This window comes from Cupriavidus sp. 2TAF22 (assembly GCF_052115045.1).
Taxonomy (GTDB): domain Bacteria; phylum Pseudomonadota; class Gammaproteobacteria; order Burkholderiales; family Burkholderiaceae; genus Cupriavidus.
Genome location: NZ_JBFRFX010000020.1, coordinates 41096 through 66226 on the forward strand (window position 1 = coordinate 41096; position 25131 = coordinate 66226).

The 25131-nt window shown below is 66.3% G+C and carries 22 protein-coding genes; 21 read left to right on the forward strand and 1 reads right to left on the reverse strand.

From position 1 onward, the window contains the following. Positions 1-15: 15 nt before the first annotated feature. The 10 genes from AB4Z48_RS23170 (at position 16) to AB4Z48_RS23215 (ending at position 11490) form a co-directional block, all read left to right on the forward strand. Positions 16-867, forward strand: a complete 852-nt coding sequence (locus AB4Z48_RS23170) for an enoyl-CoA hydratase family protein (RefSeq protein WP_441618253.1) — start codon at positions 16-18, stop codon at positions 865-867. 44 nt (positions 868-911) lie between these two features. Next, complete coding sequence (locus tag AB4Z48_RS23175) at positions 912-2075, forward strand: acyl-CoA dehydrogenase family protein (protein WP_441618255.1); 1164 nt, start codon at positions 912-914, stop codon at positions 2073-2075. A 71-nt stretch (positions 2076-2146) separates the two neighbouring features. Continuing rightward, positions 2147-3817: an AMP-binding protein gene (locus tag AB4Z48_RS23180; protein WP_441618257.1), complete on the forward strand. Its 1671-nt coding sequence runs from the start codon at positions 2147-2149 to the stop codon at positions 3815-3817. Continuing rightward, positions 3814-4287, forward strand: a complete 474-nt coding sequence (locus AB4Z48_RS23185) for an acyl-CoA thioesterase (protein ID WP_441618259.1) — start codon at positions 3814-3816, stop codon at positions 4285-4287. The genes AB4Z48_RS23180 and AB4Z48_RS23185 overlap by 4 nt, the downstream gene beginning before the upstream one ends. 64 nt (positions 4288-4351) lie before the next feature. Further along, on the forward strand, positions 4352-4762 hold the full coding sequence (locus AB4Z48_RS23190; RefSeq protein ID WP_441618261.1) for a RidA family protein: 411 nt from the start codon (positions 4352-4354) through the stop codon (positions 4760-4762). 338 nt (positions 4763-5100) lie between these two features. Further along, a complete protein-coding gene (gene carA / locus AB4Z48_RS23195) occupies positions 5101-6237 on the forward strand; it encodes a glutamine-hydrolyzing carbamoyl-phosphate synthase small subunit (protein ID WP_441618263.1) in 1137 nt (378 codons plus the stop codon). Positions 6238-6283: 46 nt separating this feature from the next. Continuing rightward, entirely contained in the window at positions 6284-6958 is a 675-nt protein-coding gene (gene leuE / locus AB4Z48_RS23200; protein WP_441618264.1) for a leucine efflux protein LeuE, read from the forward strand. Between the two features lie 65 nt (positions 6959-7023). Next, positions 7024-10272 carry a carbamoyl-phosphate synthase large subunit gene (gene carB / locus AB4Z48_RS23205; RefSeq protein WP_441618266.1) on the forward strand — a complete coding sequence of 1083 codons (3249 nt, stop codon included), beginning with the start codon at positions 7024-7026 and terminating at the stop codon, positions 10270-10272. A gap of 219 nt (positions 10273-10491) precedes the next feature. After that, positions 10492-10968, forward strand: coding sequence for a transcription elongation factor GreA (gene greA / locus AB4Z48_RS23210; protein WP_441618268.1), 477 nt, complete (start codon positions 10492-10494; stop codon positions 10966-10968). Positions 10969-10986: 18 nt separating this feature from the next. Then, complete coding sequence (locus AB4Z48_RS23215; protein ID WP_441618270.1) at positions 10987-11490, forward strand: DUF4149 domain-containing protein; 504 nt, start codon at positions 10987-10989, stop codon at positions 11488-11490. A 162-nt stretch (positions 11491-11652) separates the two neighbouring features. Here the strand turns inward: AB4Z48_RS23215 and AB4Z48_RS23220 are convergent, their stop codons facing one another. After that, positions 11653-12150: a YhbY family RNA-binding protein gene (locus AB4Z48_RS23220; protein ID WP_441618272.1), complete on the reverse strand. Its 498-nt coding sequence runs from the start codon at positions 12148-12150 to the stop codon at positions 11653-11655. Between the two features lie 254 nt (positions 12151-12404). Here AB4Z48_RS23220 and AB4Z48_RS23225 point away from each other — a divergent pair, with 254 nt between their 5' ends. The 11 genes from AB4Z48_RS23225 to phoR all read left to right on the forward strand — a co-directional run bounded on the left by AB4Z48_RS23225 (position 12405) and on the right by phoR (position 25034). After that, positions 12405-13070: an RlmE family RNA methyltransferase gene (locus AB4Z48_RS23225; RefSeq protein WP_441618274.1), complete on the forward strand. Its 666-nt coding sequence runs from the start codon at positions 12405-12407 to the stop codon at positions 13068-13070. 129 nt (positions 13071-13199) lie between these two features. Beyond that, the gene (gene ftsH / locus AB4Z48_RS23230; RefSeq protein ID WP_441618276.1) at positions 13200-15083 is read left to right on the forward strand and encodes an ATP-dependent zinc metalloprotease FtsH; all 1884 of its coding nucleotides are present in this window, start codon (positions 13200-13202) and stop codon (positions 15081-15083) included. Between the two features lie 219 nt (positions 15084-15302). Then, a complete protein-coding gene (folP, locus tag AB4Z48_RS23235) occupies positions 15303-16109 on the forward strand; it encodes a dihydropteroate synthase (RefSeq protein WP_441618393.1) in 807 nt (268 codons plus the stop codon). A 43-nt stretch (positions 16110-16152) separates the two neighbouring features. After that, positions 16153-17499, forward strand: a complete 1347-nt coding sequence (gene glmM, locus AB4Z48_RS23240) for a phosphoglucosamine mutase (protein WP_441618277.1) — start codon at positions 16153-16155, stop codon at positions 17497-17499. A 371-nt stretch (positions 17500-17870) separates the two neighbouring features. Next, positions 17871-18905, forward strand: coding sequence for a phosphate ABC transporter substrate-binding protein PstS (gene pstS, locus AB4Z48_RS23245; protein ID WP_441618279.1), 1035 nt, complete (start codon positions 17871-17873; stop codon positions 18903-18905). 267 nt (positions 18906-19172) lie between these two features. Next, positions 19173-20138 (forward strand): phosphate ABC transporter permease PstC, encoded by a 966-nt coding sequence (pstC, locus tag AB4Z48_RS23250; RefSeq protein ID WP_441618281.1) that lies wholly within the window; start codon positions 19173-19175, stop codon positions 20136-20138. An 11-nt stretch (positions 20139-20149) separates the two neighbouring features. After that, positions 20150-21037 carry a phosphate ABC transporter permease PstA gene (gene pstA / locus AB4Z48_RS23255; RefSeq protein ID WP_441618283.1) on the forward strand — a complete coding sequence of 296 codons (888 nt, stop codon included), beginning with the start codon at positions 20150-20152 and terminating at the stop codon, positions 21035-21037. 96 nt (positions 21038-21133) lie between these two features. Further along, complete coding sequence (pstB, locus tag AB4Z48_RS23260) at positions 21134-21922, forward strand: phosphate ABC transporter ATP-binding protein PstB (RefSeq protein WP_441618285.1); 789 nt, start codon at positions 21134-21136, stop codon at positions 21920-21922. A gap of 100 nt (positions 21923-22022) precedes the next feature. Beyond that, on the forward strand, positions 22023-22727 hold the full coding sequence (gene phoU / locus AB4Z48_RS23265) for a phosphate signaling complex protein PhoU (RefSeq protein ID WP_441618287.1): 705 nt from the start codon (positions 22023-22025) through the stop codon (positions 22725-22727). A 26-nt stretch (positions 22728-22753) separates the two neighbouring features. After that, complete coding sequence (phoB, locus tag AB4Z48_RS23270; protein ID WP_441618289.1) at positions 22754-23461, forward strand: phosphate regulon transcriptional regulator PhoB; 708 nt, start codon at positions 22754-22756, stop codon at positions 23459-23461. Positions 23462-23669: 208 nt separating this feature from the next. Continuing rightward, positions 23670-25034: a phosphate regulon sensor histidine kinase PhoR gene (phoR, locus tag AB4Z48_RS23275; protein WP_441618291.1), complete on the forward strand. Its 1365-nt coding sequence runs from the start codon at positions 23670-23672 to the stop codon at positions 25032-25034. Positions 25035-25131: the final 97 nt, after the last annotated feature.

Here is a 25131-nt window from a genome sequence, read left to right on the forward strand (position 1 = left end):
CAAGCGAGAAACGAGATGAGCGAAATCGCACTGGACATGCGCCACCACAAGCGCAGCTTCGCCGGCTACCAGCCCAAACATTTCCTGTGGTCGGTCTCGGCCGACGGCAAGGTCGGCACCGTGACGCTGAACCGCCCGGAGCGCAAGAACCCGCTGACCTTCGATTCCTACGCCGAGCTGCGCGACCTGTTCCGCGGCCTGTGCTACGCCACCGACATCAAGTCCGTGGTGGTCACCGGCGCCGGCGGCAATTTCTGCTCGGGCGGCGATGTGCACGAGATCATCGGCCCGCTCACGCGCATGACCATGCCCGAGCTGCTGGAGTTCACGCGCATGACCGGCGACCTGATCAAGGCCATGCGCGCCTGTCCGCAGCCGATCGTCAGCGCCGTCGACGGCATTTGCGCCGGCGCCGGCGCGATGATGGCGCTGGCCTCCGACATGCGGCTGGGCACGGCGCAGGCCAAGACCGCCTTCCTGTTCGTGCGGGTGGGCCTGGCCGGCGCCGACATGGGCGCGTGTTCGCTGCTGCCGCGCGTGATCGGCCAGGGCCGCGCCAGCGAACTGCTCTACACCGGCCGCGCCATGAACGCCCAGGAGGGGCTGCAATGGGGCTTCTTCAACGTGCTGCATGCGCCGGAAACGCTGCTGGCCGACGCGCAGGCGCTGGCCGCGCAGATCGCCGCCGGCCCCACCTTCGCCCACGGCGTGACCAAGAAGCTGCTGCACCAGGAATGGAATATGGGCCTGGACGAAGCCATCGAGGCCGAGGCCGAGGCGCAGGCCATCTGCATGCAGACCAGGGACTTCCGCCGCGCCTACGATGCCTTCGTGGCCAAGACGCGCCCGGTGTTCGAAGGCGACTGAAACCACACGCAAAGCAGACCCCAAGAAAGAGGAAGGCCAACGCCATGTCCGACAAGAGTTATCTCGCCCTGCCGTTCTTCGATGACGCGCACCGCGAACTGGAGCAGCGCCTCGACGCCTGGGCCACGGCTTCGCTGGCCGTCGACCACAGCGATACCGATGCCGCCTGCCGCGCGCTGGTGCGCCAGCTCGGCGCGGCCGGCTGGCTGCGCTACTGCGTGCCGGCCGCCTACGGCGGCGCGCTCGACAAGCTCGATTCGCGCTCGCTGTGCCTGCTGCGCGAAACGCTCGCGCGCCACGATGGCCTGGCCGACTTCGCCTTCGCCATGCAGGGCCTGGGCAGCGGCGCCATTTCGCTGGCCGGCAGCGAGGCCGTGCGCGAGCGCTACCTGCCGCGCGTGGCGCGCGGCGAGGCGATCGCGGCCTTTGCGCTGTCCGAGCCGGATGCGGGATCGGACGTGGCGGCCATGCAGTGCCGCGCCGTGCGCGACGGCGACGACTACGTGCTCGACGGCGTCAAGACCTGGATCTCCAACGGCGGCATTGCCGATTTCTACTGCGTGTTCGCGCGCACCGGCGAGGCGCCCGGCGCGCGCGGCATCTCCGCCTTCGTGGTGGATGCCGGCACGCCCGGGCTGAGCATCGCCGAGCGCATCGACGTGATGGCGCCGCACCCGCTGGCCACGCTGCGCTTCGAGAACTGCCGCGTGCCCGCCGGCGCGCGCCTGGGCGAAGCGGGGCAGGGCTTCAAGGTGGCGATGATGACGCTGGATATCTTCCGCGCCTCGGTGGCCGCCGCGTCGCTCGGCTTCGGCCGCGCCGCACTGGACGAAGCGCTGGCGCGCGCCACCTCGCGCCCGATGTTCGGCGGCGTGCTGGCCGACCTGCAGCTCACGCAGGCCGCGCTCGGCGACATGGCCACCGCGATCGACTCGGCGGCGCTGCTGACCTACCGCGCGGCCTGGCTGCGCGACGTGGCCGGCGTGCGCACCACGCGCGAGGCGGCGATGGCCAAGATGGTTGCCACCGAGAACGCGCAGCAGGTGATCGACCGCGCCGTGCAGATGTTCGGCGGGCTCGGCGTCAAGGTCGGCACGCGCGTGGAGAGCCTGTACCGCGAGATCCGCTCGCTGCGCATCTACGAAGGCGCCACCGAAGTGCAGAAGCTGATCATCGCGCGCGAGACGCTGGCGCAGCATCGCGGCTAGCCCGGCGGCGCCGGCGCAGCAGGACCACCACCCTTACCAGCATCACCAGAATGAAGGAAGCGGAGACAATCATGGCGAGCACTGCCCACCTCGATACCTTTGCACGCGACCGGCTGCCGCCCCCGGCGCAGTGGCCGGAACTGCTGTTCAACGAGGACACGCAATACCCCGGGCGCATGAACTGCGCGCTGGAACTGGTCGAGCGCCACGTGCGCGAAGGGCGCGGGGAGCGCGTGGCCATCCGTTACGAACAGGACGGCGCGCAGCGCGCCGTCACCTATGCGGATCTGGCCGCGCTGTCGAACCGCATCGCCCACGTGCTCACCGGCGACATGAAGCTGGTGCCGGGCAACCGCGTGCTGCTGCGCGGGCCCAACAACCTGATGATGGCGGCATGCTGGCTGGCGGTGGTCAAGGCCGGCCTGATCGCCGTGCCGACCATGCCGCTGCTGCGTGCCAAGGAACTCAAGCAGGTGATCGACCGCGCCCAGGTCAGCGCGGCGCTGTGCGACGAACGGCTGCGCGAAGAGCTCGATGCCAACCTGGTCGCCGGAACCGAGCAGCATTGCCCGAGCCTGGCGCAGGTGCTGTATTTCAACGGCAGCGGCGCGGGCTCGGTGGAAGCGGCCATGGCCGGCAAGCCGGATGCGTACGCGGCCTGCGACACCGCGGCCGACGACATCTGCCTGATCGCCTTCACCAGCGGCACCACGGGCCAGCCCAAGGGCACGGTGCACTTTCACCGCGATGTGATCGCCATGTGCGACCTGTTTCCGCGCCACGTGCTCAAGCCCGGCCCCGACGACATTTTCTGCGGCACGCCGCCGCTGGCCTTTACCTTCGGCCTGGGAGGCATGCTGTGCTTCCCGCTGCGGGTGGGGGCGTCCACGGCGCTGGCCGAGCGCCTCGCGCCGGACAGCCTGCTGGCACTGATCCAGGCATGGCGTGCCACCATCGTCTTCACCGCGCCGACCTTCTACCGGCAGATGGCGGCGCTGGCGCCGGGCTACGATATTTCCAGCCTGAAGAAGAGCGTGTCGGCCGGCGAGGCGCTGCCCGACGCCACGCGCCAGAGCTGGAAGGCGGCCACCGGGATCGAGATGACCGACGGCATCGGCGGCACGGAGATGATGCATATCTTCATCTCCAGCGCCGGCGCGGATGTGCGGCCGGGCTCGATCGGCAAGGTGGTCCCGGGCTATATCGCCTGCATCGTCGACGATGCGATGCAGGCGGTGCCGCCCGGCACCGTCGGCAAGCTGGCGGTGCGCGGACCCACCGGCTGCCGCTACCTGGACGACCCGCGCCAGTCTGCCTATGTGAGGGACGGCTGGAACCTGCCGGGCGACACCTTCATGGCCGACGCCGATGGCTATTACTACTACCAGGCGCGCTCCGACGACATGATCGTCTCGGCAGGCTATAACATTGCCGGCCCCGAAGTGGAGAGCGCGCTGATGCGGCACGAGGCGGTGGCCGAGTGCGGCGTGGTGGGCATGGCCGATGCCGAGCGCGGCCAGGTGGTCGCGGCCTATGTGGTGCTGCGCCCCGGCGTGCCTGCCAGCGAGGCGACCAGCGCCGCGCTGCAGGCCTACGTCAAGGCCGAGATCGCGCCTTACAAGTATCCGCGGCGCGTGATCTTCGTGGATGCGCTGCCGCGCACCGAGACCGGCAAGCTGCAGCGCTTCCGCCTGCGCCAGATGGCGGAGCAGCAAGGAGCGGGCGGCGGGAGGCAGCCGTGAGCGAGGTCTTCGCCAGCCTGCGCCGCGTGCGCTTCAAGGACTGCGATGCCGCGGGCATCGTGTTCTTCCCGCGCTACTTCGAGATGCTCAACGACCTGGTCGAGGACTGGTTCCGCGAGGCGCTGGGCTGGCCCTTCGGCGAGATGCACGGCGCCGGGCAGGCGGGGGTGCCCACGGCCGCGCTGTCGTGCCGGTTCGTGGCGCCGAGCCGGCTCGACGAAGTGCTGCGCCGGGAATTGCGCGTGACGCATCTGGGGCGCAGCAGCTTCTCCCTGCTGGTGCGCTTTTGCGGGCCCGATGGCGATACGCGGCTGGAAGTGGCGCAGCGGCTGGTCTGCGTCGATGCCGGCGAACTGGTGCCGCGCGCGCTGCCACCGGCGGTGCGCGCGCAGATGGAGCGCTTTGTGCTGCCCCCGGGCGAGGCCGGCAGCATGCAGGCCGGCATGCCCCACGACGCAGCCGGAAGCTGATGGCTGCGCCCCGCCGGGGCCGCCGTCAGGGAAATCAAAAACACAAGCAACGGGATGACCGATCATGAAGATTCTGCAACCACCAGACTGGGCGCCGCCGCGCGGCTACGCCAATGGCGTGATGACCGAAATGCAGGTGGGCAGCCGCCTGCTCTTCGTCGGCGGCCAGATCGGCTGGAACGGCAAGTGCGAGTTCGAGACCGACGATTTCGCGGAGCAGGTGGGGCAAGCCCTGCGCAACGTGGTGGCGGTGCTGGCCGAGGGCGGGGCGCGCCCCGATCACATCGTGCGCATGACCTGGTATGTGAAGGACAAGGAAGCCTACGTGAGTGCCTATCGCGCCATCGGCGAGCATTATCGCGCCACCATCGGACGTCATTTCCCGGCCATGACGGCGGTGGAAGTGGCCGACCTGGTGGAGTCCCGCGCCAAGGTGGAAATAGAGGTCACGGCGGTAGTGCCTCCAGCCGCGTAAGGCCACCAGCGCGGCTCCCGGGGCGGCGGGGCAAGGCGGGCGAAAGCTCCCGATGCGCCCGCAAGTCCTTGATAACTTGAGAAAATGGGTGCGGCGGGGTATAATCCGAAAGTTTCGCTTTCAGAACCCCATCACCCTAGCGCCTACCGAATTCCACCTTCCGCCGCCCCCATTTCGCCCTGGCTCCGCCGCATGATTCTGTGTGGCGTTTCGAGCGCCTGGCGAACGGTCCGGGTGGCAGGCATCGCGCCCAGCGCCATGCCTGCCACCACGCCGGACAACGGGGCACGAGGCGTTGAGCTGGTCGGTCACGGGGTGAATCCAGCAGGAGCCTACCCGTGTTACCGTCTTTTCCGTCCGCCATTCTCGCGCTTGCAGACGGCACGGTCTTTCGTGGCTATTCCATCGGCGCTTCCGGTCATACCATTGGCGAAGTGGTGTTCAACACCGCCATCACCGGTTACCAGGAAATCCTTACCGACCCGAGCTATTCGCGGCAAATCGTCACGCTGACGTATCCGCATATCGGCAATTACGGCGTCAATACCGAGGATGTCGAAGCAACGAAAGTCCATGCCGCCGGCCTGATCATCAAGGATCTGCCGATTCTGGCCTCCAGCTTCCGCAAGGAGCACACGCTCGCGCACTACCTGAAGCAGGAAAAGGTCGTCGCGATCGCCGGCATCGATACCCGCAAGCTGACCCGCATCCTGCGCGAGAAGGGCGCGCAGAACGGCTGCATCCTGGCCGGCGAGGACAATGTGCAGAAAGCCATCGACCTGGCCCGCTCGTTCCCCGGCCTGGCCGGCATGGACCTGGCCAAGGTGGTGTCGGTCAAGGAGCCGTTCGAGTGGACCCAGTCCGAGTGGAAGCTCGGCGAAGGCTACGGCAAGCAGGACAAGCCGCAGTTCCACGTGGTCGCCTATGACTACGGCGTCAAGTTCAATATCCTGCGCATGCTGGCCCAGCGCGGCTGCAAGGTGACCGTGCTGCCGGCGCAGGCCAGCGCCGCGGACGCCCTCGCGCTCAATCCGGACGGCATCTTCCTGTCCAACGGCCCCGGCGACCCGGAACCGTGCGACTACGCCGTCGCCGCCACGCGCGAGTTCATCGCGCGCGGCATCCCCACCTTCGGCATCTGCCTGGGCCACCAGATCATGGCCCTGGCCGTGGGCGCGAAGACGCTCAAGATGAAGTTCGGCCACCACGGCGCCAACCACCCGGTCAAGGACCTGGACGACGGCCGCGTGGTGATCACTTCGCAGAACCACGGCTTTGCCGTGGACGCCGCCACGCTGCCGGCCAACGTGCGCACCACGCACGTGTCGCTGTTCGACGGTTCGCTGCAGGGCTTCGCGCTGACCGACAAGCCGGCTTTCTGCTTCCAGGGCCACCCGGAAGCCTCGCCCGGTCCGAACGACGTGGCTTACCTGTTCGACCGCTTCACCAAGATGATGGCGGACGCACGCAAGTAAGCGCACCGCGCCCCGAAGAAGAAACGAAGACAGTCAGGACGATCCCATGAACGCCTTCATGCACGCAACGCTCGGCATCACCGATTTCTGGACCTTTGTGCTCGGCACGATCTTCATCGTGCTGCTGCCGGGGCCGAATTCGATGTACGTGCTGTCGATCGCCGCCCAGCGCGGCGTGCGCGAAGGCTACAAGGGCGCCTGTGGCGTATTCCTGGGCGATGCCATCCTGATGGTGCTGTCGGCGGCGGGCGTGGCCTCGCTGCTGAAGGCCAGCCCGGCCTTGTTCTACGCGGTGAAGTATGTCGGCGCGGCCTACCTGGGCTGGATCGGCTTCCAGATGCTGCGCGGCGCGCTGCGCAGCTGGTCGGCGCGCGGTAGCGTGGCAGGGGTGCCCGCAGCCGCGCCGGCCGACCGTGTCGCCAGCCCGTTCCGCAAGGCCTTGGTGGTGAGCCTGCTCAACCCCAAGGCCATCCTGTTCTTCATCTCCTTCTTCATCCAGTTCGTCGATCCGCAGTTCGGCCAGCCGGCGCTGTCGTTCGCCGTGCTGGGGCTGGTTTGCCAGGTGTTCAGCTTCGCCTACCTCACCGCGCTCATCCTTGCGGGCGCCAGGCTGGCCGAGATGTTCCGCCGGCGCCGGCGCTTGTCGGCCGGCATGGCCAGCGGCGTGGGCGCCATGTTCATCGGCTTCGGCGCCAAGCTGGCGACAGCCACCCTGAACTGATTCGAATCCTGATATCCGGTGCGGTGCGCGCGAATGCGCGGGCCGGCCAACAAAGAGAGCGTGCAATGCCAAAGCGCACAGACATTAAGAGCATCCTGATCATCGGCGCCGGCCCCATCATCATCGGGCAGGCGTGCGAGTTCGACTATTCCGGCGCCCAGGCCTGCAAGGCGCTGCGCGAGGAAGGCTTCAAGGTCATCCTGGTCAACTCCAATCCGGCCACGATCATGACCGACCCGAATACGGCCGACGTGACCTACATCGAGCCGATTACCTGGGAAGTGGTCGAGCGCATCATCGAGAAAGAACGCCCGGACGCCATCCTGCCGACCATGGGCGGCCAGACCGCGCTGAACTGCGCGCTGGACCTGCATCGCCACGGCGTGCTGGACAAGTACAAGGTGGAACTGATCGGCGCGTCGCCCGAAGCCATCGACAAGGCCGAGGACCGCCAGAAGTTCAAGGAAGCGATGACCAAGATCGGGCTGGGCTCGGCCAAGTCCGGCATCGCCCACTCGATGGAAGAAGCGCTGGCGGTGCAGTCGCAGATTGCCAAGGAAACCGACACCGGCGGCTACCCGATCGTGATCCGCCCGTCGTTCACGCTGGGCGGCTCCGGCGGCGGCATCGCCTACAACCGCGAAGAGTTCGAGGAAATCTGCAAGCGCGGCCTGGATCTCTCGCCGACCCGCGAGCTGCTGATCGAAGAATCGCTGCTGGGCTGGAAAGAGTATGAGATGGAAGTGGTCCGCGACAAGGCGGACAACTGCATCATCATCTGCTCGATCGAGAACCTGGACCCGATGGGCATCCACACCGGCGACTCGATCACCGTGGCCCCGGCGCAGACCCTGACCGACAAGGAATACCAGATCCTGCGCAACGCCTCGCTGGCCGTGCTGCGCGAGATCGGCGTGGACACCGGCGGCTCCAACGTGCAGTTCTCGATCAACCCGGCCGACGGCCGCATGATCGTGATCGAGATGAACCCGCGCGTGTCGCGTTCGTCGGCGCTGGCCTCCAAGGCCACCGGCTTCCCGATCGCCAAGGTCGCCGCCAAGCTGGCGGTGGGCTACACGCTGGACGAGCTGAAGAACGAGATCACCGGCGGCCAGACCCCGGCGTCGTTCGAGCCGTCGATCGACTACGTGGTCACCAAGGTGCCGCGTTTCGCCTTCGAGAAATTCCCTCAGGCCGACAGCCACCTCACCACGCAGATGAAGTCGGTGGGCGAGGTGATGGCCATGGGCCGCACCTTCCAGGAATCGTTCCAGAAGGCGCTGCGCGGCCTGGAAGTGGGCGTGGACGGCCTGGACGACAAGTCCACCGACCGCGACGAGATCGTCGAGGAAATCGGCGAGGCCGGCCCGGACCGCATCTGGTACGTGGGCGACGCCTTCCGCATCGGCATGTCGCTGGAAGAAGTGCACGCCGAGACCTCCATCGACCCGTGGTTCCTGGCCCAGATCGAAGACATCGTCAGGACCGAGACCCTGGTCAAGGCGCGCAAGCTCGATAGCCTGTCGGCGGTCGAGTTGCGCCACCTGAAGCAGAAGGGCTTCTCCGATCGCCGCCTGGCCAAGCTGCTCGGCGCCAAGCCGGCCGAAGTGCGCGCCGCGCGCCACGCCGCCGGCGTGCGCCCGGTCTACAAGCGCGTGGATACCTGCGCGGCCGAGTTCGCCACCAACACCGCATACATGTACGGCACCTACGAGGCCGAGCATGGCGAGTGCGAGGCGCAGCCGACCAACAACAAGAAGATCATGGTGCTGGGTGGCGGCCCGAACCGGATCGGCCAGGGCATCGAGTTCGACTACTGCTGCGTGCACGCCGCGCTGGCGCTGCGCGAAGACGGGTACGAGACCATCATGGTCAACTGCAACCCGGAAACCGTGTCGACCGACTACGACACCTCGGACCGCCTGTACTTCGAGCCGCTGACGCTGGAAGACGTGCTGGAAGTCGTCGACAAGGAAAAGCCGGTCGGCGTGATCGTGCAGTACGGCGGCCAGACCCCGCTGAAGCTGGCGCTGGACCTGGAAGCCAACGGCGTGCCCATCATCGGCACCAGCCCCGACATGATCGACGCGGCCGAAGACCGCGAGCGCTTCCAGAAGCTGCTGCAGGCACTCGGCCTGCGCCAGCCGCCCAACCGCACCGCGCGTGCCGAGGACGAAGCGCTGCGCCTGGCCGAGGAAATCGGCTACCCGCTGGTGGTGCGCCCGTCCTACGTGCTGGGCGGCCGCGCCATGGAAATCGTGCATGAGCCGCGCGACCTCGAGCGCTACATGCGCGAGGCCGTCAAGGTCTCGCACGACTCCCCGGTGCTGCTGGACCGCTTCCTCAACGACGCCATCGAGTGCGACGTCGACGCCCTGAGCGACGGCCAGCGCGTGTTCATCGGCGGCGTGATGGAACACATCGAGCAGGCCGGCGTGCACTCGGGCGATTCGGCCTGCTCGCTGCCGCCGTACTCGCTGGCCCAGGCCACCGTGGACGAGCTCAAGCGCCAGACCGCCGCGATGGCGAAGGCCCTCAACGTGATCGGCCTGATGAACGTGCAGTTCGCCATCCAGCAGACCAACGGCGAAGACGTGGTCTACGTGCTGGAAGTGAATCCGCGTGCCTCGCGCACGGTGCCGTACGTGTCCAAGGCCACCGGCCTGTCGCTGGCGAAGATCGCCGCGCGCTGCATGGCCGGCCAGTCGCTGGACTCGCAGGGTATCCATGATGAAGTGGTGCCGCCGTACTTCAGCGTCAAGGAAGCGGTGTTCCCGTTCAACAAGTTCCCCGGCGTGGACCCGGTGCTCGGACCCGAGATGCGTTCCACCGGCGAAGTGATGGGCGTGGGCAAGACCTTCGGCGAGGCGCTCTTCAAGAGCCAGCTCGCCGCCGGTTCGCGCCTGCCGGAGAAGGGCACCGTGCTGCTGACCGTGAAGGACAGCGACAAGCCGCACGCCGTGAGCGTGGCGCGCATGCTGCACGACATGGGCTACCCCCTGGTGGCCACGCGCGGCACCGCCTCGGCGATCGAAGCGGCCGGCATTCCGGTGCGCGTGGTCAACAAGGTGAAGGACGGTCGTCCGCACATCGTCGACATGATCAAGAACGGCGAACTGGCGCTGGTGTTCACCACCGTGGACGAAACCCGCACCGCCATCGCCGACTCGCGCTCGATCCGTATCTCGGCCCTGGCCAACCGGGTGCCGTACTACACCACCATGGCCGGCGCGCGCGCCGCGGTGGAGGGTCTCAAGCACATGCAGCGCCTGGAGGTCTATGACCTGCAAGGCCTGCACGCCTCGCTGGCCTGATCGTCGGGCCTTCCGGCCCTTCCGGTTGCCCGGCTGCCTGGCCGCCCGCAGTTGCTGCGGGCGGCCGTCTTGGCCTAAACTACGGCAATCTGGTCGGTCAGACCGACGAACCACTCTGAGAACAACCTGAAAAGCCGCGGTTGAGCGGAAGTGCCCGGGCATATGGCCGGGGCATGGTTCCCGCTCCGCTGCGGCTCATTTTTTTGCAGAACGAAAGACATGAGCACGATTCCGATTACCAAGCGTGGCGCTGAATTGCTGAAAGAGGAGCTGCAGCGCCTGAAGGCGGTCGAGCGTCCCGCCGTGATCAACGCCATTTCCGAAGCGCGTGCGCAAGGCGACCTCTCGGAGAACGCGGAATACGACGCCGCCAAGGAAAAGCAGGCCTTTATCGAAGGCCGCATCCTGGAAGTGGAGTCCAAGCTGTCGGCTGCCCAGGTCATCGACCCGACCCAGCTCGACACCGACGGCCGCATCGTGTTCGGCGCCACTGTGGACCTCGAAGACCTGGAGTCCGGCAAGCCGGTGAGCTACCAGATCGTCGGCGACGACGAGGCCGACCTCGACAGTGGCAAGATCTCGGTCAGCTCGCCCATCGCGCGCGCCCTGATCGGCAAGTTCGAAGGCGACGTGGCGATCGTGCTGGCCCCTGGCGGCGAGCGCGAGTACGAAGTCATCACGGTTCGCTATATCTGAACGACTGAACGAGGCTTCGTGTTCTCTTCCTCCTATTCCAGCCTGCCGCCGCTGCCGCACCGGATTTTCCTCCTGCTCACCGTGGTGTGGGCCGGCAGCCTGTGGACCGTGGGCTACATGGTGGCCCCGACGCTGTTTTCGGTGCTGCCCAGCCGCGAAACCGCCGGCCTGATCGCCGGCCAGCTGTTCAGGACCGAGGCCATTCTGGGTGTGGTGGTGGGGGTGCTGCAGCTGGCGCTGTGCAACCTGATGATCCGCCGCGGCGCGGGCCGCTACCGTGGCCTGCGCTGGCTGGTGCTGGGCATGCTGCTATGCGTGCTCGCCGGCTATTTCGGCATCCAGCCTTTCATGGAAAACCTGAAGGACAAGGCATCCGCGCTCGGCGTGGGTGTGTCGGAATCGCCGTACAAAGGCCAGTTCGGCATGCTGCATGGCGTGTCGAGCGTGATCTACCTGGTGCAGAGCCTGCTTGCGCTGGTCATGGTGTGGCGCGCGGCCGCGCCGCGCTCCGCGGGCGAATAAGCCCGGGCATGGCCGGGGCCGGGCCAAGACCTGGCCAGGCTGGAGGAAACGGGGTGCGGGCAGGGGGTGCGGGCGGAATGTTCAGGTCCGCGGCCTGGGTCCGCGGCGGGCAGCAATGCCCCGCCGCTGCCGGACCGGCGCGCGGGCGCGCCGGGCGGGTGCTCAGTCGAGCGCCTTCTTCTTCTGGCTGGTCGGGCGCACGCGAGCGCGCTTGACGTTGCCGCCGGCGGTCACGCGTTCATTGCCCAGCACCGTCACTTGCGAGCGCTTGGGGCGGCGATTGGGTGCGGCGCTAGGCTTCCTGACGGTCACGGTGCGCGGCGCGGCGCCTCCGCGGGGTGCCAGCCGGCCAAGTTCCTGCGGGCGGTTTTCCTTGAGGGTGGCCGGGCCGGGGCGCCATACCACCAGCAGCTTGCCGATGTGCTGGATCGGGGCCGCGTCGAGATCCTCGCAAATGGCTTCGTAGATGGCGAGGCGGTTCTCGCGGTCGTCGCCGAACACGCGGATCTTGATCAGGTCGTGCGAGGCCAGGCTGCGGTCGATTTCCGCCAGGACGGCACGCGTCAGGCCGTCCGCACCGATCATCACGACCGGATTGAGGCCATGGGCGCGGGAGCGGAGTTCGGAGCGCTGGGCTGGAATGAGTTGAAGAGCGGGCATAAGTAAAGCGCAGGCGAGGGCGCAAATTGGCGCAAACGGGCGCGCAGCCAGGTGCGCAAAGCAGGGCACCGAAGTGCCGAAAAAGCGAATCGGCGCGTATTATCCGTCAAACTGGCGCGGTCGGGCTGCAAAATCATCAAAACGAGTGAAAAACGCCTGTCGGGCACCGGGTTGACCGGCCGCTGGCAAGCTTTTCCGATCAGGCGTCATGCGCTACAGGCGCTTTACGCAAGTCTCAGGCAAGTTTCAGGCAAATGGCCAAGAACAAATTCAACCAGTCGTGGCTGCACGACCATATCAACGATCCCTACGTGAAGATGGCGCAGCGCGAGGGCTACCGTGCCCGCGCAGCGTACAAGCTCAAGGAGATCGACGAGCAGGACAAGCTGATCCGGCCCGGCCAGGTCATCGTCGACCTCGGCGCCGCGCCGGGCAGCTGGAGCCAGTACGCGCGCAACAAGCTGGCGGCCTCGCCGCGCGTCAAGGACGGCGGCATCGACGGCGCCGTGGTGGCAATCGATATCCTGCCGATGGAGGCGGTCGCCGACGTCACTTTCATCCAGGGCGACTTCCGCGAAGAGCCGGTCTTCCGACAATTGGAAGAAATCGTGCTGGCAGCCTCCGGCGGGGCGAAAATCGACCTTGTTTTGTCCGATATGGCCCCCAATCTGTCGGGTGTGGCCTTCGCGGATGCCGCGCGCATCGAGTACCTGTGCGAGCTCGCGCTGGAATTTGCCCAGGCCCATTTGAAGCCCGAAGGCTCATTGCTGGTAAAGTGTTTCCATGGCAGCGGGTATAGCCAGATCGTGGAGAAGTTCAAGCGCCAGTTCAAGGTGGTCGCCAAACGCAAGCCCAAGGCGTCGCGCGACAAGTCTTCCGAGACCTTCATACTTGGGCGTTACCTCAAGTCGGCGGAATGAGGCGGGAAGGTGGGGCGGGCCCGTAAAGCGGGCCTATCGCTTCGATGAGTTTGCTTTTTCCCCCGACACCGGGCGCTGCATTACAATGCAGCTATCCCGTTGGCAAGGCGTTCGTAAAGGAGTTTGGCCTTGAATAACAACCTGTTTCAAAAGGCGGCAATCTGGCTCGTGATCGCGCTGGTGTTGTTTACCGTCTTCAAGCAGTTCGACAAGCCCCGCGCGCAGGAAGGCGTCACCTATTCGCAGTTCATGGATGATGCCAAGAACGGCAAGGTGGGCCGCGTCGACGTGCAAGGCCGTAATCTGGTGGTCACGCCCAAGGAAGGGCAGAAGTACACCATCATCTCGCCGGGCGACATCTGGATGGTCGGCGACCTGATGAAGTACGGTGTCCAGGTGACCGGCAAGGCCGACGACGAACCCAACGTGCTGGTGCAGGCCCTGTACTACCTCGGGCCGACCCTGCTGATCATCGTGTTCTGGTTCTACATGATGCGGCAGATGCAGGGCGGCGGCAAAGGCGGCGCCTTCTCCTTCGGCAAATCGCGTGCGCGCCTGATCGACGAAAACCAGAACGCGGTCACTTTCCAGGACGTCGCCGGCTGCGACGAATCCAAGGAAGAAGTGGTCGAGCTGGTGGACTTCCTCAAGGATCCCCAGAAATTCCAGAAGCTGGGCGGGCGCATCCCGCGCGGCGTGCTGCTGGTCGGCCCTCCGGGCACCGGCAAGACGCTGCTGGCGCGCGCCATCGCCGGCGAGGCCAAGGTGCCGTTCTTCAGCATCTCCGGTTCGGACTTCGTTGAAATGTTCGTCGGCGTGGGCGCGGCCCGCGTGCGCGACATGTTCGAGAACGCCAAGAAGCAGGCACCCTGCATCGTGTTCATCGATGAAATCGACGCGGTCGGCCGTCATCGCGGCGCCGGCATGGGCGGCGGCAACGACGAGCGCGAGCAGACTCTCAACCAGATGCTGGTCGAGATGGACGGCTTCGAGGCCAACTCCGGCGTGATCGTGATCGCCGCGACCAACCGTTCCGACGTGCTGGACAAGGCGCTGCTGCGTCCGGGCCGTTTCGACCGCCAGGTCTACGTTGGCCTGCCGGACATCCGCGGCCGCGAGCAGATCCTCAAGGTCCATATGCGCAAGGTGCCGATCGGCAACGACGTCGACGCGTCGGTGATCGCGCGCGGCACGCCGGGCTTCTCGGGCGCCGACCTGGCCAACCTGGTCAACGAGGCCGCGCTGTTTGCCGCACGCCGCAGCAAGCGCGTGGTCGACATGCAGGACTTCGAGGACGCCAAGGACAAGATCTACATGGGTCCGGAGCGCAAGTCCACGGTCATGCGCGAGGAAGAACGTCGCGCGACGGCGTACCACGAGTCTGGCCATGCGGTGGTGGCGAAGCTGCTGCCCAAGGCGGATCCGGTGCACAAGGTCACCATCATGCCGCGCGGCTGGGCGCTGGGCGTGACCTGGCAGCTGCCGGAGCATGACAAGTACTCGAAGTACAAGGACAACATGCTCGACGAGATCGCCATCCTGTTTGGCGGCCGCGCGGCGGAAGAGGTTTTCCTCAACGCCATGAGCACCGGTGCTTCCAACGACTTCGAGCGCGCCACCAAGACCGCGCGCGACATGGTCACCCGCTTCGGCATGAGCGATACGCTGGGCACGATGGTCTACGTGGATACCGAGCAGGACGGCATGTTCGGCAAGATGTCCTCGAAGACCGTGTCGGAAGCCACGCAGCAGAAGGTCGATTCGGAGATCCGCCGCATCGTCGATGACCAGTACGCGCTGGCCAAGCGCCTGCTCGAAGAGAACCGCGACAAGGTCGAAGCCATGACGACCGCGCTGATGGAGTGGGAAACCATCGACGCCGACCAGGTCAACGACATCATGGCGGGCAAGCCGCCGCGCCCGCCGCGCGGTGCGTCCGGCCAGAACGGTGGTGGTAACACCCCGTCGGGCGGTTCGCCGGTGGCTCCTGCCACCACGCCTGCCACGGCCTGAACGGCCGGCTCGCCAGCAACGGGCGCGGTCTTTTGCCCTGCTGCCTACCGAGCCTGAAGCCGGCGCCCTGTGCGCCGGCTTTTTCATTGCTGCGGCGATGCCGCGGCTGGTCCCGCTTCCCTGGTGTTTCCTGGTTTTCCTATCTTGTCGTCGATCTCCGCTGATTCGTATTTCCAGTGCGGGCGCTACCGCTTCGCGCTCGACCGTCGCCCGCTGGTAATGGGCATCCTCAACGTCACGCCCGACTCGTTCTCCGATGGCGGCCAGCATGCCGGGCGCGACGCGGCGCTGCGCCATGCCGAGCGCATGATCGCCGAGGGCGTGGACATCATCGATATCGGCGGCGAATCAAGCCGGCCCGGCTCGGCTGCATTGCCGCTGGACCAGGAGCTCGAGCGCGTGCTGCCGATGGTGGAGGCGCTGCGCGATTGCGGCCGGCCTTTGTCGATCGACACCTACAAGCCTGAAGTCATGCGTGCCGCGCTGGCCGCGGGCGCGGACCTGATCAACGATATCTGGGGCTTTCGCATGCCGGGCGCGCTCGAGGCCGTCAGCGAAGCGGCGGCCGGGCAGGCCGGGCTGTGTGTCATGCATATGCAACGCGACCCGCAGACCATGCAGGAACAGCCCCGCTACGACGACGTGGTCCGCGAGGTGACGGATTTCCTGGGCGAGCGGGTGGGCGCGCTGCGCGCCGCCGGCGTCGACGACGCCCGTATCACCCTCGATCCGGGCTTTGGCTTCGGCAAGACGCCGGATCATAATCTGCAGTTGCTGGGCCGGCTGCGGCAAGTGGCGGTAGAGGGGCTGCCGTTGCTGGTAGGCTTGTCGCGCAAGTCGACGCTGGGCGCCATCCTGGGCGGCCGGCCGCCGCAGCAGCGTGTCGCCGCCAGCCTGGCCGCGGCGGTCTGTGCGGTGGAGCGCGGTGCATATATCGTGCGCGTGCACGATGTGGAGCAAACCGTCGACGCCCTCAAGACATGGTGGGCGATCCGGCATGAATCGCTTTGCGCGGATGCCAGCTAGTACAAGTCGGCATCGCAAGACAGAACAACGGGAGAAAGAGCTTATGACACGCAAGTATTTCGGCACGGACGGCGTGCGCGGCAGGGTCGGCGAGGCGCCCATCACGCCCGATTTCGTGATGCGCCTGGGCTATGCGGCCGGCATGGTGCTGGCCCACGGGGCCCGGCAGCAGGAGCAGAGCCGTCCGACCGTCCTGATCGGCAAGGACACGCGCATTTCCGGCTATATGCTGGAAGCGGCGCTGGAAGCCGGCTTTACCTCGGCCGGGGTCAACGTGCTGCTGACCGGCCCGCTGCCCACGCCTGGCGTGGCCTATCTGACGCGCGCGCTGCGCCTGTCGGCCGGCGTGGTGATCTCGGCCAGCCACAATCCCTACTACGACAACGGCATCAAGTTCTTCTCCGCCGATGGCGACAAGCTGCCCGATGCGGTGGAGCAGGCCATCGAGGATGCGCTGGAAGAGCCGATGGTGTGCGTGCGCTCCGACGACCTCGGCCGCGCCCGCCGCATCGAGGATGCCGCCGGCCGCTATATCGAGTTCTGCAAGAGCACGTTCCCCTACGAGCAGGACCTGCACAAGCTCAAGCTGGTGGTGGATTGTGCCCATGGCGCCGCCTACCACATCGCGCCGCACGTCTTCCATGAACTGGGCGCGGACGTGGTCTCGATCGGCAACCAGCCCGACGGGCGCAACATCAATGCCGGCTACGGCGCTACCGCCCCCCAGAAGCTGATCGAGGCGGTCAAGGCCAACGGCGCGGATCTTGGCCTGGCCTTCGACGGCGATGCCGACCGCCTGCAGGTGGTGGACCGCGACGGCCGACTGTTCAACGGGGACGAACTGCTCTATCTGATGGTGCAGGACCGCCTGCGAGCCGGCCAGAAGGTGGAAGGCGCGGTCGGCACGCTCATGACCAATATGGCGGTCGAACTGGCCCTCAAGCGCCAGGGGGTGGAGTTCGTGCGGGCCAAGGTGGGCGACCGCTACGTGCTGGAAGAGCTGAACAAGCGCAAGTGGGTGCTGGGCGGCGAAGGCTCCGGCCACCTGCTGTGCCTGGACCGGCACACCACCGGYGACGGCATCGTCTCCGCCCTGCAGGTGCTCGCAGCGCTGCGCCGCAGCGGCAAGACCCTGGCGCAGTTGCTGGAGGGCGTTTCGCTGTTCCCGCAGACGCTGATCAATGTGCGCGTGGAGAAGGGCTTCGACTGGCAGTCCCACGCCGGCCTGAGCGCCGCGCGCGCCGCCATCGAGCCCCAGCTCGAGGGCAAGGGCCGCGTGCTGATCCGTGCTTCGGGAACCGAGCCGGTGGTGCGCGTGATGGTCGAGGCCGAGCAGGTCGAGACCGCGGAGCGGGCAGCGCAGACGCTTGCGGATTCGCTGCGCGCCTGACGGCGAGGGCAGCCAGCGCTGCGGAACTGCCGGGCGTTTGCCGGAGCAGGCAGGGCGTTAGCTGAATCGGGTGATTGGTGACGAGGCCGGGTGAGAACCCGGCCTTTGTTGTTTCCGGGGTCGCAATTAACGGCCGGGAAGGCGCGCCGATGCTGCCCGGCACCCAGGTTCCTCCGCCGGCAAGATTGCGCACTTCTTGTGATTCGTGATGCTCTCCTGGGCGGCGTTCGTCGTCCTCCCCGCGCCATCGCCAGGAGACTTGCGGCCGACTTGCAAGAAGATTTCGTGATGTCATGGAATTGTCACAGACGGGGCATACAGTTCGACGTGTCAAAAAATTGTCATTCCCCAACCATGTCTCTGGAGGACATATGAAGCTGGTCAAGACTGCCGTAGCAGGCATCGTGTCGTTGGTGGTGGCGGGCACTGCGTTCGCGGCGGAAATTACCGGTGCTGGCGCTTCCTTCCCGGCGCCCGTGTATTCCAAGTGGGCCGATGCATACCAAAAGGCAACGGGTAACAAGGTCAACTATCAATCCATCGGCTCGTCCGGCGGCATCAAGCAGATCGGCGCCAAGACCGTCGACTTCGGTGCTTCGGACGCGCCCCTGAAGGACGAGGAACTGGTCAAGCAAGGCCTGGTGCAGTTCCCGACGGTGATCGGCGGCGTGGTGCCGGTGATCAACCTGCAAGGCATCAAGCCGGGCGAACTGACCATCACCGGCGAAGTGCTGGCCAACATCTATCTGGGCAAGATCAAGAAGTGGGACGACGCCGCCATCAAGGCGCTGAACCCGCACGCCAAGCTGCCGAACCAGGACATCCTGCCGGTGCGCCGCGCCGACGGTTCGGGCACCACCTTCATCTTCACCAACTATCTGACCAAGGTCAGCCCGGACTGGAAGAATTCGGTCGGCGAAGGCACCACCGTCAACTGGCCGGGTGGTGGCACGGGCGGCAAGGGCAATGAAGGCGTGGCCGCCTTCGTGCAGCGGCTGAACGGCGCCATCGGCTATGTCGAGTACGCCTACGCCAAGCAGAACAAGATGACCCACCTGAACATGAAGAATGCTTCGGGTGCGGTGGTGCAGCCGGGTGACGACGGCTTCAAGGCCGCCGCCGCGGGCGCAGACTGGACCAAGACCTACTACCAGATCCTGACCAACCAGCCGGGCAAGACCGCATGGCCGATCGCGGGCGCGACCTTCATCCTGGTGCACAAGAGCCAGGAAAAGGCAGCGCAGGGCGCCGAAGTGCTGAAGTTCTTCGACTGGGCCTACAAGAGCGGTGCCGGCATGGCCAGCGACCTGGACTACGTGCCGCTGCCGGAAAGCGTCGTGAACCAGATCCGTGCCACCTGGAAGACCTCGGTGAAGGACGGTTCGGGCAAGGCGCTGTACAACTGATGAAGGGCTGGGCGCCGGGCCGGGTGCATGCGTGCCCGGCCCGGCGGCCGTGCCGGGGCGCCGGAAGGCACTGCCCCGGCACGGCCAGGCAGTACGGCAGCACCGCAGCACCGCATGACACGCAGTACAGCAGCATAGAAGTACCGAATACCCGATACGCGCATTCAGGGCACGGATCCTGGCAACCGCGACGCAGGGCAGGGCCTGCCGGCTGCGGCGGCGGGAGCAGCCGGCGACCCGCCACCTAAACGAACCCAATACCTCATCATGGCGACTACATCCGATCTATCCGCAGTACGGCCGCCCAGCCGTACCGGTGACATCCTGTTCGGTGGCCTGACGCGCGGCGCCGCCATCGTGACCTTGCTGCTGCTGGGCGGCATCATCGTGTCGCTCGCGATCAGCGCCTGGCCGTCCATCCAGACCTTCGGCCTGCGCTTCCTGTGGACCGCCGAGTGGGATCCACCCGCGGACGTCTACGGCGCGCTAGTGCCGATCTACGGCACCATCGTCACGTCGCTGATCGCCCTGATTATCGCGGTGCCCATCAGTTTCGGCATCGCACTGTTCCTCACCGAGCTGTCCCCGGCATGGTTGCGCCGCCCGCTCGGCACGGCCATCGAACTGCTGGCCGCAGTGCCGTCGATCGTCTACGGCATGTGGGGCCTGCTGGTGTTCGCGCCGATCTTCGGCGAGTACTTCCAGAAGCCGCTGGCCGCCACGGTCGGGCAACTGCCGCTGGTCGGCAAGCTGTTCCAGGGTGCGCCGCTGGGCATCGGCCTGCTGTGCGCCGGCGTGATCCTGGCCATCATGATCATTCCCTACATCGCGTCGGTGATGCGCGATGTCTTCGAGGTGACCCCGGTGCTGCTAAAGGAATCGGCCTACGGTGTCGGCTGCACCACATGGGAAGTGATGTGGCGCGTGGTGCTGCCCTACACCCGCGCCGGCGTGATCGGCGGCGTGATGCTCGGCCTTGGCCGCGCGCTGGGCGAAACCATGGCCGTCACCTTCGTGATCGGCAACACCAACCGGCTGGACAACCCCTCGCTGTTCTCGCCCGGCAACAGCATCACCTCGGCGCTGGCCAACGAGTTCGCCGAAGCCGGCGCGGGCCTGCACACGGCCGCGCTGATGGAGCTTGGCCTGATCCTGTTCTTCATCACTTTCGTGGTCCTCGCGCTGTCCAAGATCCTGCTGCTGCGCCTGGCCAAGAACGAGGGCGCGAAATGAGCCAAGCCACGATGTCTTCTACCTCCTCGACGATCCCGGCCGTGCGCCAGGATGCGGACGCGATGCGCGCGCGCCTGCAGGCGCGCCGCCGCCGCACCAATGTCTATGCCCTGACCGCGTCGCTGGGCGCCATGGGCTTCGGCCTGTTCTGGCTGGCGTGGATCCTCTGGACCACCGTCACGCTGGGCGTGGGCGGCCTGTCGATGGACCTGTTCACGCAGATGACGCCGGCGCCGAACACCGCCGGCGGCGGCCTGGTCAATGCCATCTACGGCAGCTTCGTGATGGTTGGCCTGGCGACGCTGTGCGGCACGCCGCTGGGTATCCTGGCCGGCATCTACCTGGCCGAGTACGGCAAGAAATCGCCCCTGGCCAGCTTCACCCGCTTTATCAACGACATCCTGCTGTCGGCACCGTCGATCGTGATCGGCCTGTTCGTCTACGCGCTGGTGGTGACCCGCATGGGCCATTTCTCAGGCTGGGCCGGCGTGTGCGCGCTGGCGCTGCTGCAGGTGCCGATCGTGGTGCGCACCACGGAAAACATGCTGAACCTGGTGCCCAACGCGCTGCGCGAGGCCGCCTTCGCGCTGGGCACGCCCAAGTGGAAGATGGTGCTGTCGATCACGGTGAAGTCGTCGTATGCGGGCATCGTCACGGGCGTGCTGCTGGCGGTGGCGCGTATCGCCGGCGAGACCGCGCCGCTGCTGTTCACGGCCCTGTCCAACCAGTTCTGGACCAGCGACCTGAACAAGCCGATGGCGAACCTGCCGGTGACGATCTTCCGCTTCGCCATGAGCCCGTTCGTGGAATGGCAGCAACTGGCGTGGGCCGGCGTGTTCCTGATCACCATCGGAGTGCTGGCGCTCAATATCGTGGCGCGCATGCTGTTCAAGAAATAAGCGCGAGAAGTCAGCGGCGGCCAATATCGCCCGTACTGCCCATAGCGCCAAATACGCCCGAACCGGCAACCTGAAAATTTCCTGCGAGAGACGAGCATGACCTCGACCGTCATCGACATTCCCGACACGACCCGCGCCAAGATCGACGTGCGCAACCTGAACTTCTTCTACGGCCAGTTCCACGCGCTGAAGAATGTGAACATGTCGATCCCCGAGCGCAAGGTGACGGCCTTCATCGGCCCGTCCGGCTGCGGCAAGTCGACCCTGCTGCGTACCTTCAACAAGATGTACGCGCTCTATCCGGAGCAACGCGCCGAGGGCGAGATCAACATGGACGGCGACAACCTGCTGACCGCCAAGCAGGACATCGCCCTGCTGCGCGCCAAGGTCGGCATGGTGTTCCAGAAGCCGACGCCGTTCCCCATGTCGATCTACGACAATATCGCTTTCGGCGTGCGCCTGTTCGAGAAGCTGTCGCGCTCGGAGATGGACGACCGCGTGGAGTGGGCGCTGTCCAAGGCCGCGCTGTGGAACGAAGTCAAGGACAAGCTCAACCAGTCGGGCTACGGCCTGTCGGGCGGCCAGCAGCAGCGCCTGTGCATCGCGCGCGGCATCGCCATCCGCCCCGAGGTGCTGCTGCTCGACGAGCCGTGCTCGGCGCTGGACCCGATCTCGACCGGGCGCATCGAAGAACTGATCGCCGAGCTGAAGGACGACTACACGGTGGTGATCGTCACGCACAATATGCAGCAGGCCGCGCGCTGCTCGGACTACACCGCCTACATGTACCTGGGCGAGCTGATCGAGTTCGGCGAGACGGAGAAGATCTTCATCAAGCCGCACCGCAAGGAAACGGAAGACTACATCACCGGCCGTTTCGGCTGATTGAGCGCGGCGCGCATAGCGCTTAGCATACGAGTAACGGCTCCAGCGGAATTTGCGCAAAATTTGCAGGATTTGCAAGATCAGCGGCCAGGAGAACAATATGTCTGACAAGCATCTGTCGACCCAATTCGACGCCGACCTCAACGCCATCAGCACGAAGCTGCTGCAGATGGGCGGGCTGGTCGAGTCGCAGATCGAGACCGCCATGCGGGCGCTTTCGGAATTCGACGCCGCCCTGGCGGACCAGGTGATGGCGCGCGAGCACCACCTCAACGCGCTGGAACTCGAGATCGACGCCGACTGTGGCAACATCATCGCGCGCCGCCAGCCCACCGCGCGCGACCTGCGCCTGGTGATGGCGATCTCCAAGACGATCACCAACCTCGAGCGCGCCGGCGACGAGGCGGAGAAGATCGCCAAGCGCACCAAGCACATCATGGAGGATGCCGGCGCGCACCAGATCAACTATTCCGAGGTGAAGCTCTCCGGCGATCTCGCCATCGCGCTGCTGCGCCAGGCGCTGGACGCGTTCGCGCGCCTGGACACCGTGGCCGCGGCCCGCATCGTCAAGGACGACAAGGCCATCGACGACGAATTCCGGGCCTTCGTGCGCAAGCTCATCACCTACATGATGGAAGACCCGCGTACCATCTCGGTCGCGCTGGACTTCCTCTTTATCGCCAAGGCGATCGAGCGTATCGGCGACCATGCCAAGAACATCGCCGAATTCATCATCTACATCGTCAAGGGAACCGACGTGCGCCACGCCTCGCGTGAGGACATGGAGCGCGAAGCGCTGAGTTAAACAGCGCCACTGCGGAGAGAAAATACATGCCAAGCAGCATTCTTGTCGTCGAAGACGAACCGGCGATCGCCGAACTGATCGCGGTCAACCTGCAACACGCCGGACACTATCCGATCCGGGCCTACAACGCCGAGCAGGCATTGTCGCTGATGAGCGACGTGCTGCCCGACCTGGTCCTGCTCGACTGGATGCTTCCGGGCAAGTCGGGGGCAACCTTCGCCAAGGAACTGCGCGGCAACGACCGCACCAAGCAGATCCCGATCATCATGCTCACCGCGCGCAGCGAAGAGCAGGACAAGGTGCTCGGACTCGAGGCCGGCGCCGACGACTACGTCACCAAGCCGTTCTCGCCGAAGGAACTGCTGGCGCGCATCAAGGCGGTGCTGCGCCGCCGTGCGCCGCAGCTGACCGACGACGTGGTCGCCATCAACGGCCTGCGCCTGGACCCGGCCACGCACCGCGTCACCGGCCACGACGAGTCGGGCATGCTCAAGCTCGACCTCGGCCCGACCGAGTTCCGCCTGCTGCACTTCCTGATGACGCACCCGGAGCGCGTGCACAGCCGGTCGCAACTGCTTGACCAGGTATGGGGCGATCACGTATTCGTCGAGGAGCGTACCGTCGACGTACACATCAAGCGCCTGCGCGCCGCGCTCACGCCCGGCGGCTACAGCAATATGATCGAGACGGTGCGGGGCAGTGGCTACCGCCTGGCGCGCGGCCCCAGTCATTGACGGCGAGCGCGCCGCGCCTGCGCAGCCGTGGTTCCTCCGTGGCGGCAGCATCCCGATGACGGCGCGGCCGGCGCGCCGGCATGACGGACGCATCCGGCGGCCCGCCATGCCGGATTCGCCAGCCTGCCACGCGCCTGTTGCCCGTTTCGTGTCACACTCCACCGCATCTCGCGCGGTCCTGCCGCCTGCCTGACCTTCTCTCGCCTTCATGAACGTCATCTGGGCCCGTTCGGCGGCCATCCTGATCATCCTGGCCCTGGCTTCGGCCGGGCTGTTTCTCTTCTCCGGCCCGGTGCCGGCGCTGGCCTTCCTGTGCGCCGCGCTGTTCGGGCTGCTGCTTTACTACCTGTACCAGATCAATCGCCTGTGGAAAGTGCTGGACGCGCCTGCCTATGGTGAGATTCCCAGCGCGCTCGGGCTGTGGGGCGAGGTGTATTACCGCCTGCACCGCCTAGTCAAGCGCTGGCGCACCCAGGTGCTGCAGGTGGAGCGGCAGCACACGCGCTTCATCCAGGCCATCCAGGCCTCGCCCAACGGCGTGCTGATGCTCGATGACGCCGACCAGATCGAATGGTGCAACGACGTGGCCGAGCAGCATTTCGGTCTCAACGCGCGGCGCGATGTGCGCCAGCGCATCACCCACCTGATCCGCCGTCCCGAATTCGTGCAGTACCTGACCTTGCAGCGCTTCGACGATCCGCTGCTGATGCGCGACCTGGGCGAGCACAAGCGCAGCGTGATCGCGGTGCAGATCCTGCCCTACGGCGAGAACCGCAAGCTGGTCCTGACCAACGACATCACCAAGCTGGAGAACACCGAGGCGATGCGGCGCGACTTCGTCGCCAATGTCTCGCATGAACTGAAGACGCCGCTGACCGTGCTGACCGGCTTTCTCGAAACGGTGCGCGACCTGCCGGTATCGGAGCAGGACCGCAACCGCTACCTGGACATGATGCTGGTGCAGTCGATGCGCATGCAGCACCTGGTCGAAGACCTGCTGGTGCTGGCCAAGCTGGAGAGCGATGCCCAGCCGCCCAGCCAGGAGCGCGTCGACATGGCTGCGCTGGCGGCGCACCTGTTGCACGATGCCGAGGCGCTGTCGCAGGGCCGTCACCAGATCACCGTGCAGATCGATCCGCAGGTGCTGATCCGCGGTGCCGAGAGCGAGCTGCTTTCCGCCTTCGGCAACCTGGTGTCGAATGCCGTGCGCTACACGCCCGAGGGCGGCCGCATCGGCGTCCGGCTGACCTACGAGAACGAGCACGCCAGCTTCTCGGTGAGCGACACGGGCCTGGGCATCGCCGCAGACCATATACCGCGCCTGACCGAGCGTTTCTACCGCGTGGACCGCAGCCGCTCGCGCGACACCGGCGGCACGGGCCTGGGCCTTGCCATCGTCAAGCATGTGCTGTCGCGCCACCACGCCGACCTGCGCATCACCAGCGAAGTGGGGCGTGGCAGCGTGTTCCGCGTGGTGTTCCCGACCGATCGCAGCGGGCATGTGCCCGTCGATTCCACGCCGGGACAATCGCAGCCGGACCCGCACGACGGCCATCCGCAGAAAGCGGCCTGAAGTGCCGCGGCGGGGCCCCGCCGGAGGAGTGTCGAAGGGAGTGTCGAAGGATTGCCGGAGCGGCTGCCGAACGCGCGGCGCAGCGCCGGCTGGTTCG

Excerpts from the sequence above, each read along its gene's own strand:
- AB4Z48_RS23170 (WP_441618253.1), top strand. The coding sequence starts at position 16 with ATGAGCGAAATCGCACTGGACATGCGCCACCACAAGCGCAGCTTCGCC.
- AB4Z48_RS23175 (WP_441618255.1), top strand. The coding sequence starts at position 912 with ATGTCCGACAAGAGTTATCTCGCCCTGCCGTTCTTCGATGACGCGCAC.
- AB4Z48_RS23180 (WP_441618257.1), top strand. The coding sequence starts at position 2,147 with ATGGCGAGCACTGCCCACCTCGATACCTTTGCACGCGACCGGCTGCCG.
- AB4Z48_RS23190 (WP_441618261.1), top strand. The coding sequence starts at position 4,352 with ATGAAGATTCTGCAACCACCAGACTGGGCGCCGCCGCGCGGCTACGCC.
- leuE (WP_441618264.1), top strand. The coding sequence starts at position 6,284 with ATGAACGCCTTCATGCACGCAACGCTCGGCATCACCGATTTCTGGACC.
- carB (WP_441618266.1), top strand. The coding sequence starts at position 7,024 with ATGCCAAAGCGCACAGACATTAAGAGCATCCTGATCATCGGCGCCGGC.
- greA (WP_441618268.1), top strand. The coding sequence starts at position 10,492 with ATGAGCACGATTCCGATTACCAAGCGTGGCGCTGAATTGCTGAAAGAG.
- AB4Z48_RS23220 (WP_441618272.1), bottom strand. The coding sequence starts at position 12,150 with ATGCCCGCTCTTCAACTCATTCCAGCCCAGCGCTCCGAACTCCGCTCC.
- AB4Z48_RS23225 (WP_441618274.1), top strand. The coding sequence starts at position 12,405 with ATGGCCAAGAACAAATTCAACCAGTCGTGGCTGCACGACCATATCAAC.
- folP (WP_441618393.1), top strand. The coding sequence starts at position 15,303 with ATGGGCATCCTCAACGTCACGCCCGACTCGTTCTCCGATGGCGGCCAG.
- pstS (WP_441618279.1), top strand. The coding sequence starts at position 17,871 with ATGAAGCTGGTCAAGACTGCCGTAGCAGGCATCGTGTCGTTGGTGGTG.
- pstC (WP_441618281.1), top strand. The coding sequence starts at position 19,173 with ATGGCGACTACATCCGATCTATCCGCAGTACGGCCGCCCAGCCGTACC.
- pstA (WP_441618283.1), top strand. The coding sequence starts at position 20,150 with ATGTCTTCTACCTCCTCGACGATCCCGGCCGTGCGCCAGGATGCGGAC.
- pstB (WP_441618285.1), top strand. The coding sequence starts at position 21,134 with ATGACCTCGACCGTCATCGACATTCCCGACACGACCCGCGCCAAGATC.
- phoU (WP_441618287.1), top strand. The coding sequence starts at position 22,023 with ATGTCTGACAAGCATCTGTCGACCCAATTCGACGCCGACCTCAACGCC.
- phoB (WP_441618289.1), top strand. The coding sequence starts at position 22,754 with ATGCCAAGCAGCATTCTTGTCGTCGAAGACGAACCGGCGATCGCCGAA.
- phoR (WP_441618291.1), top strand. The coding sequence starts at position 23,670 with ATGAACGTCATCTGGGCCCGTTCGGCGGCCATCCTGATCATCCTGGCC.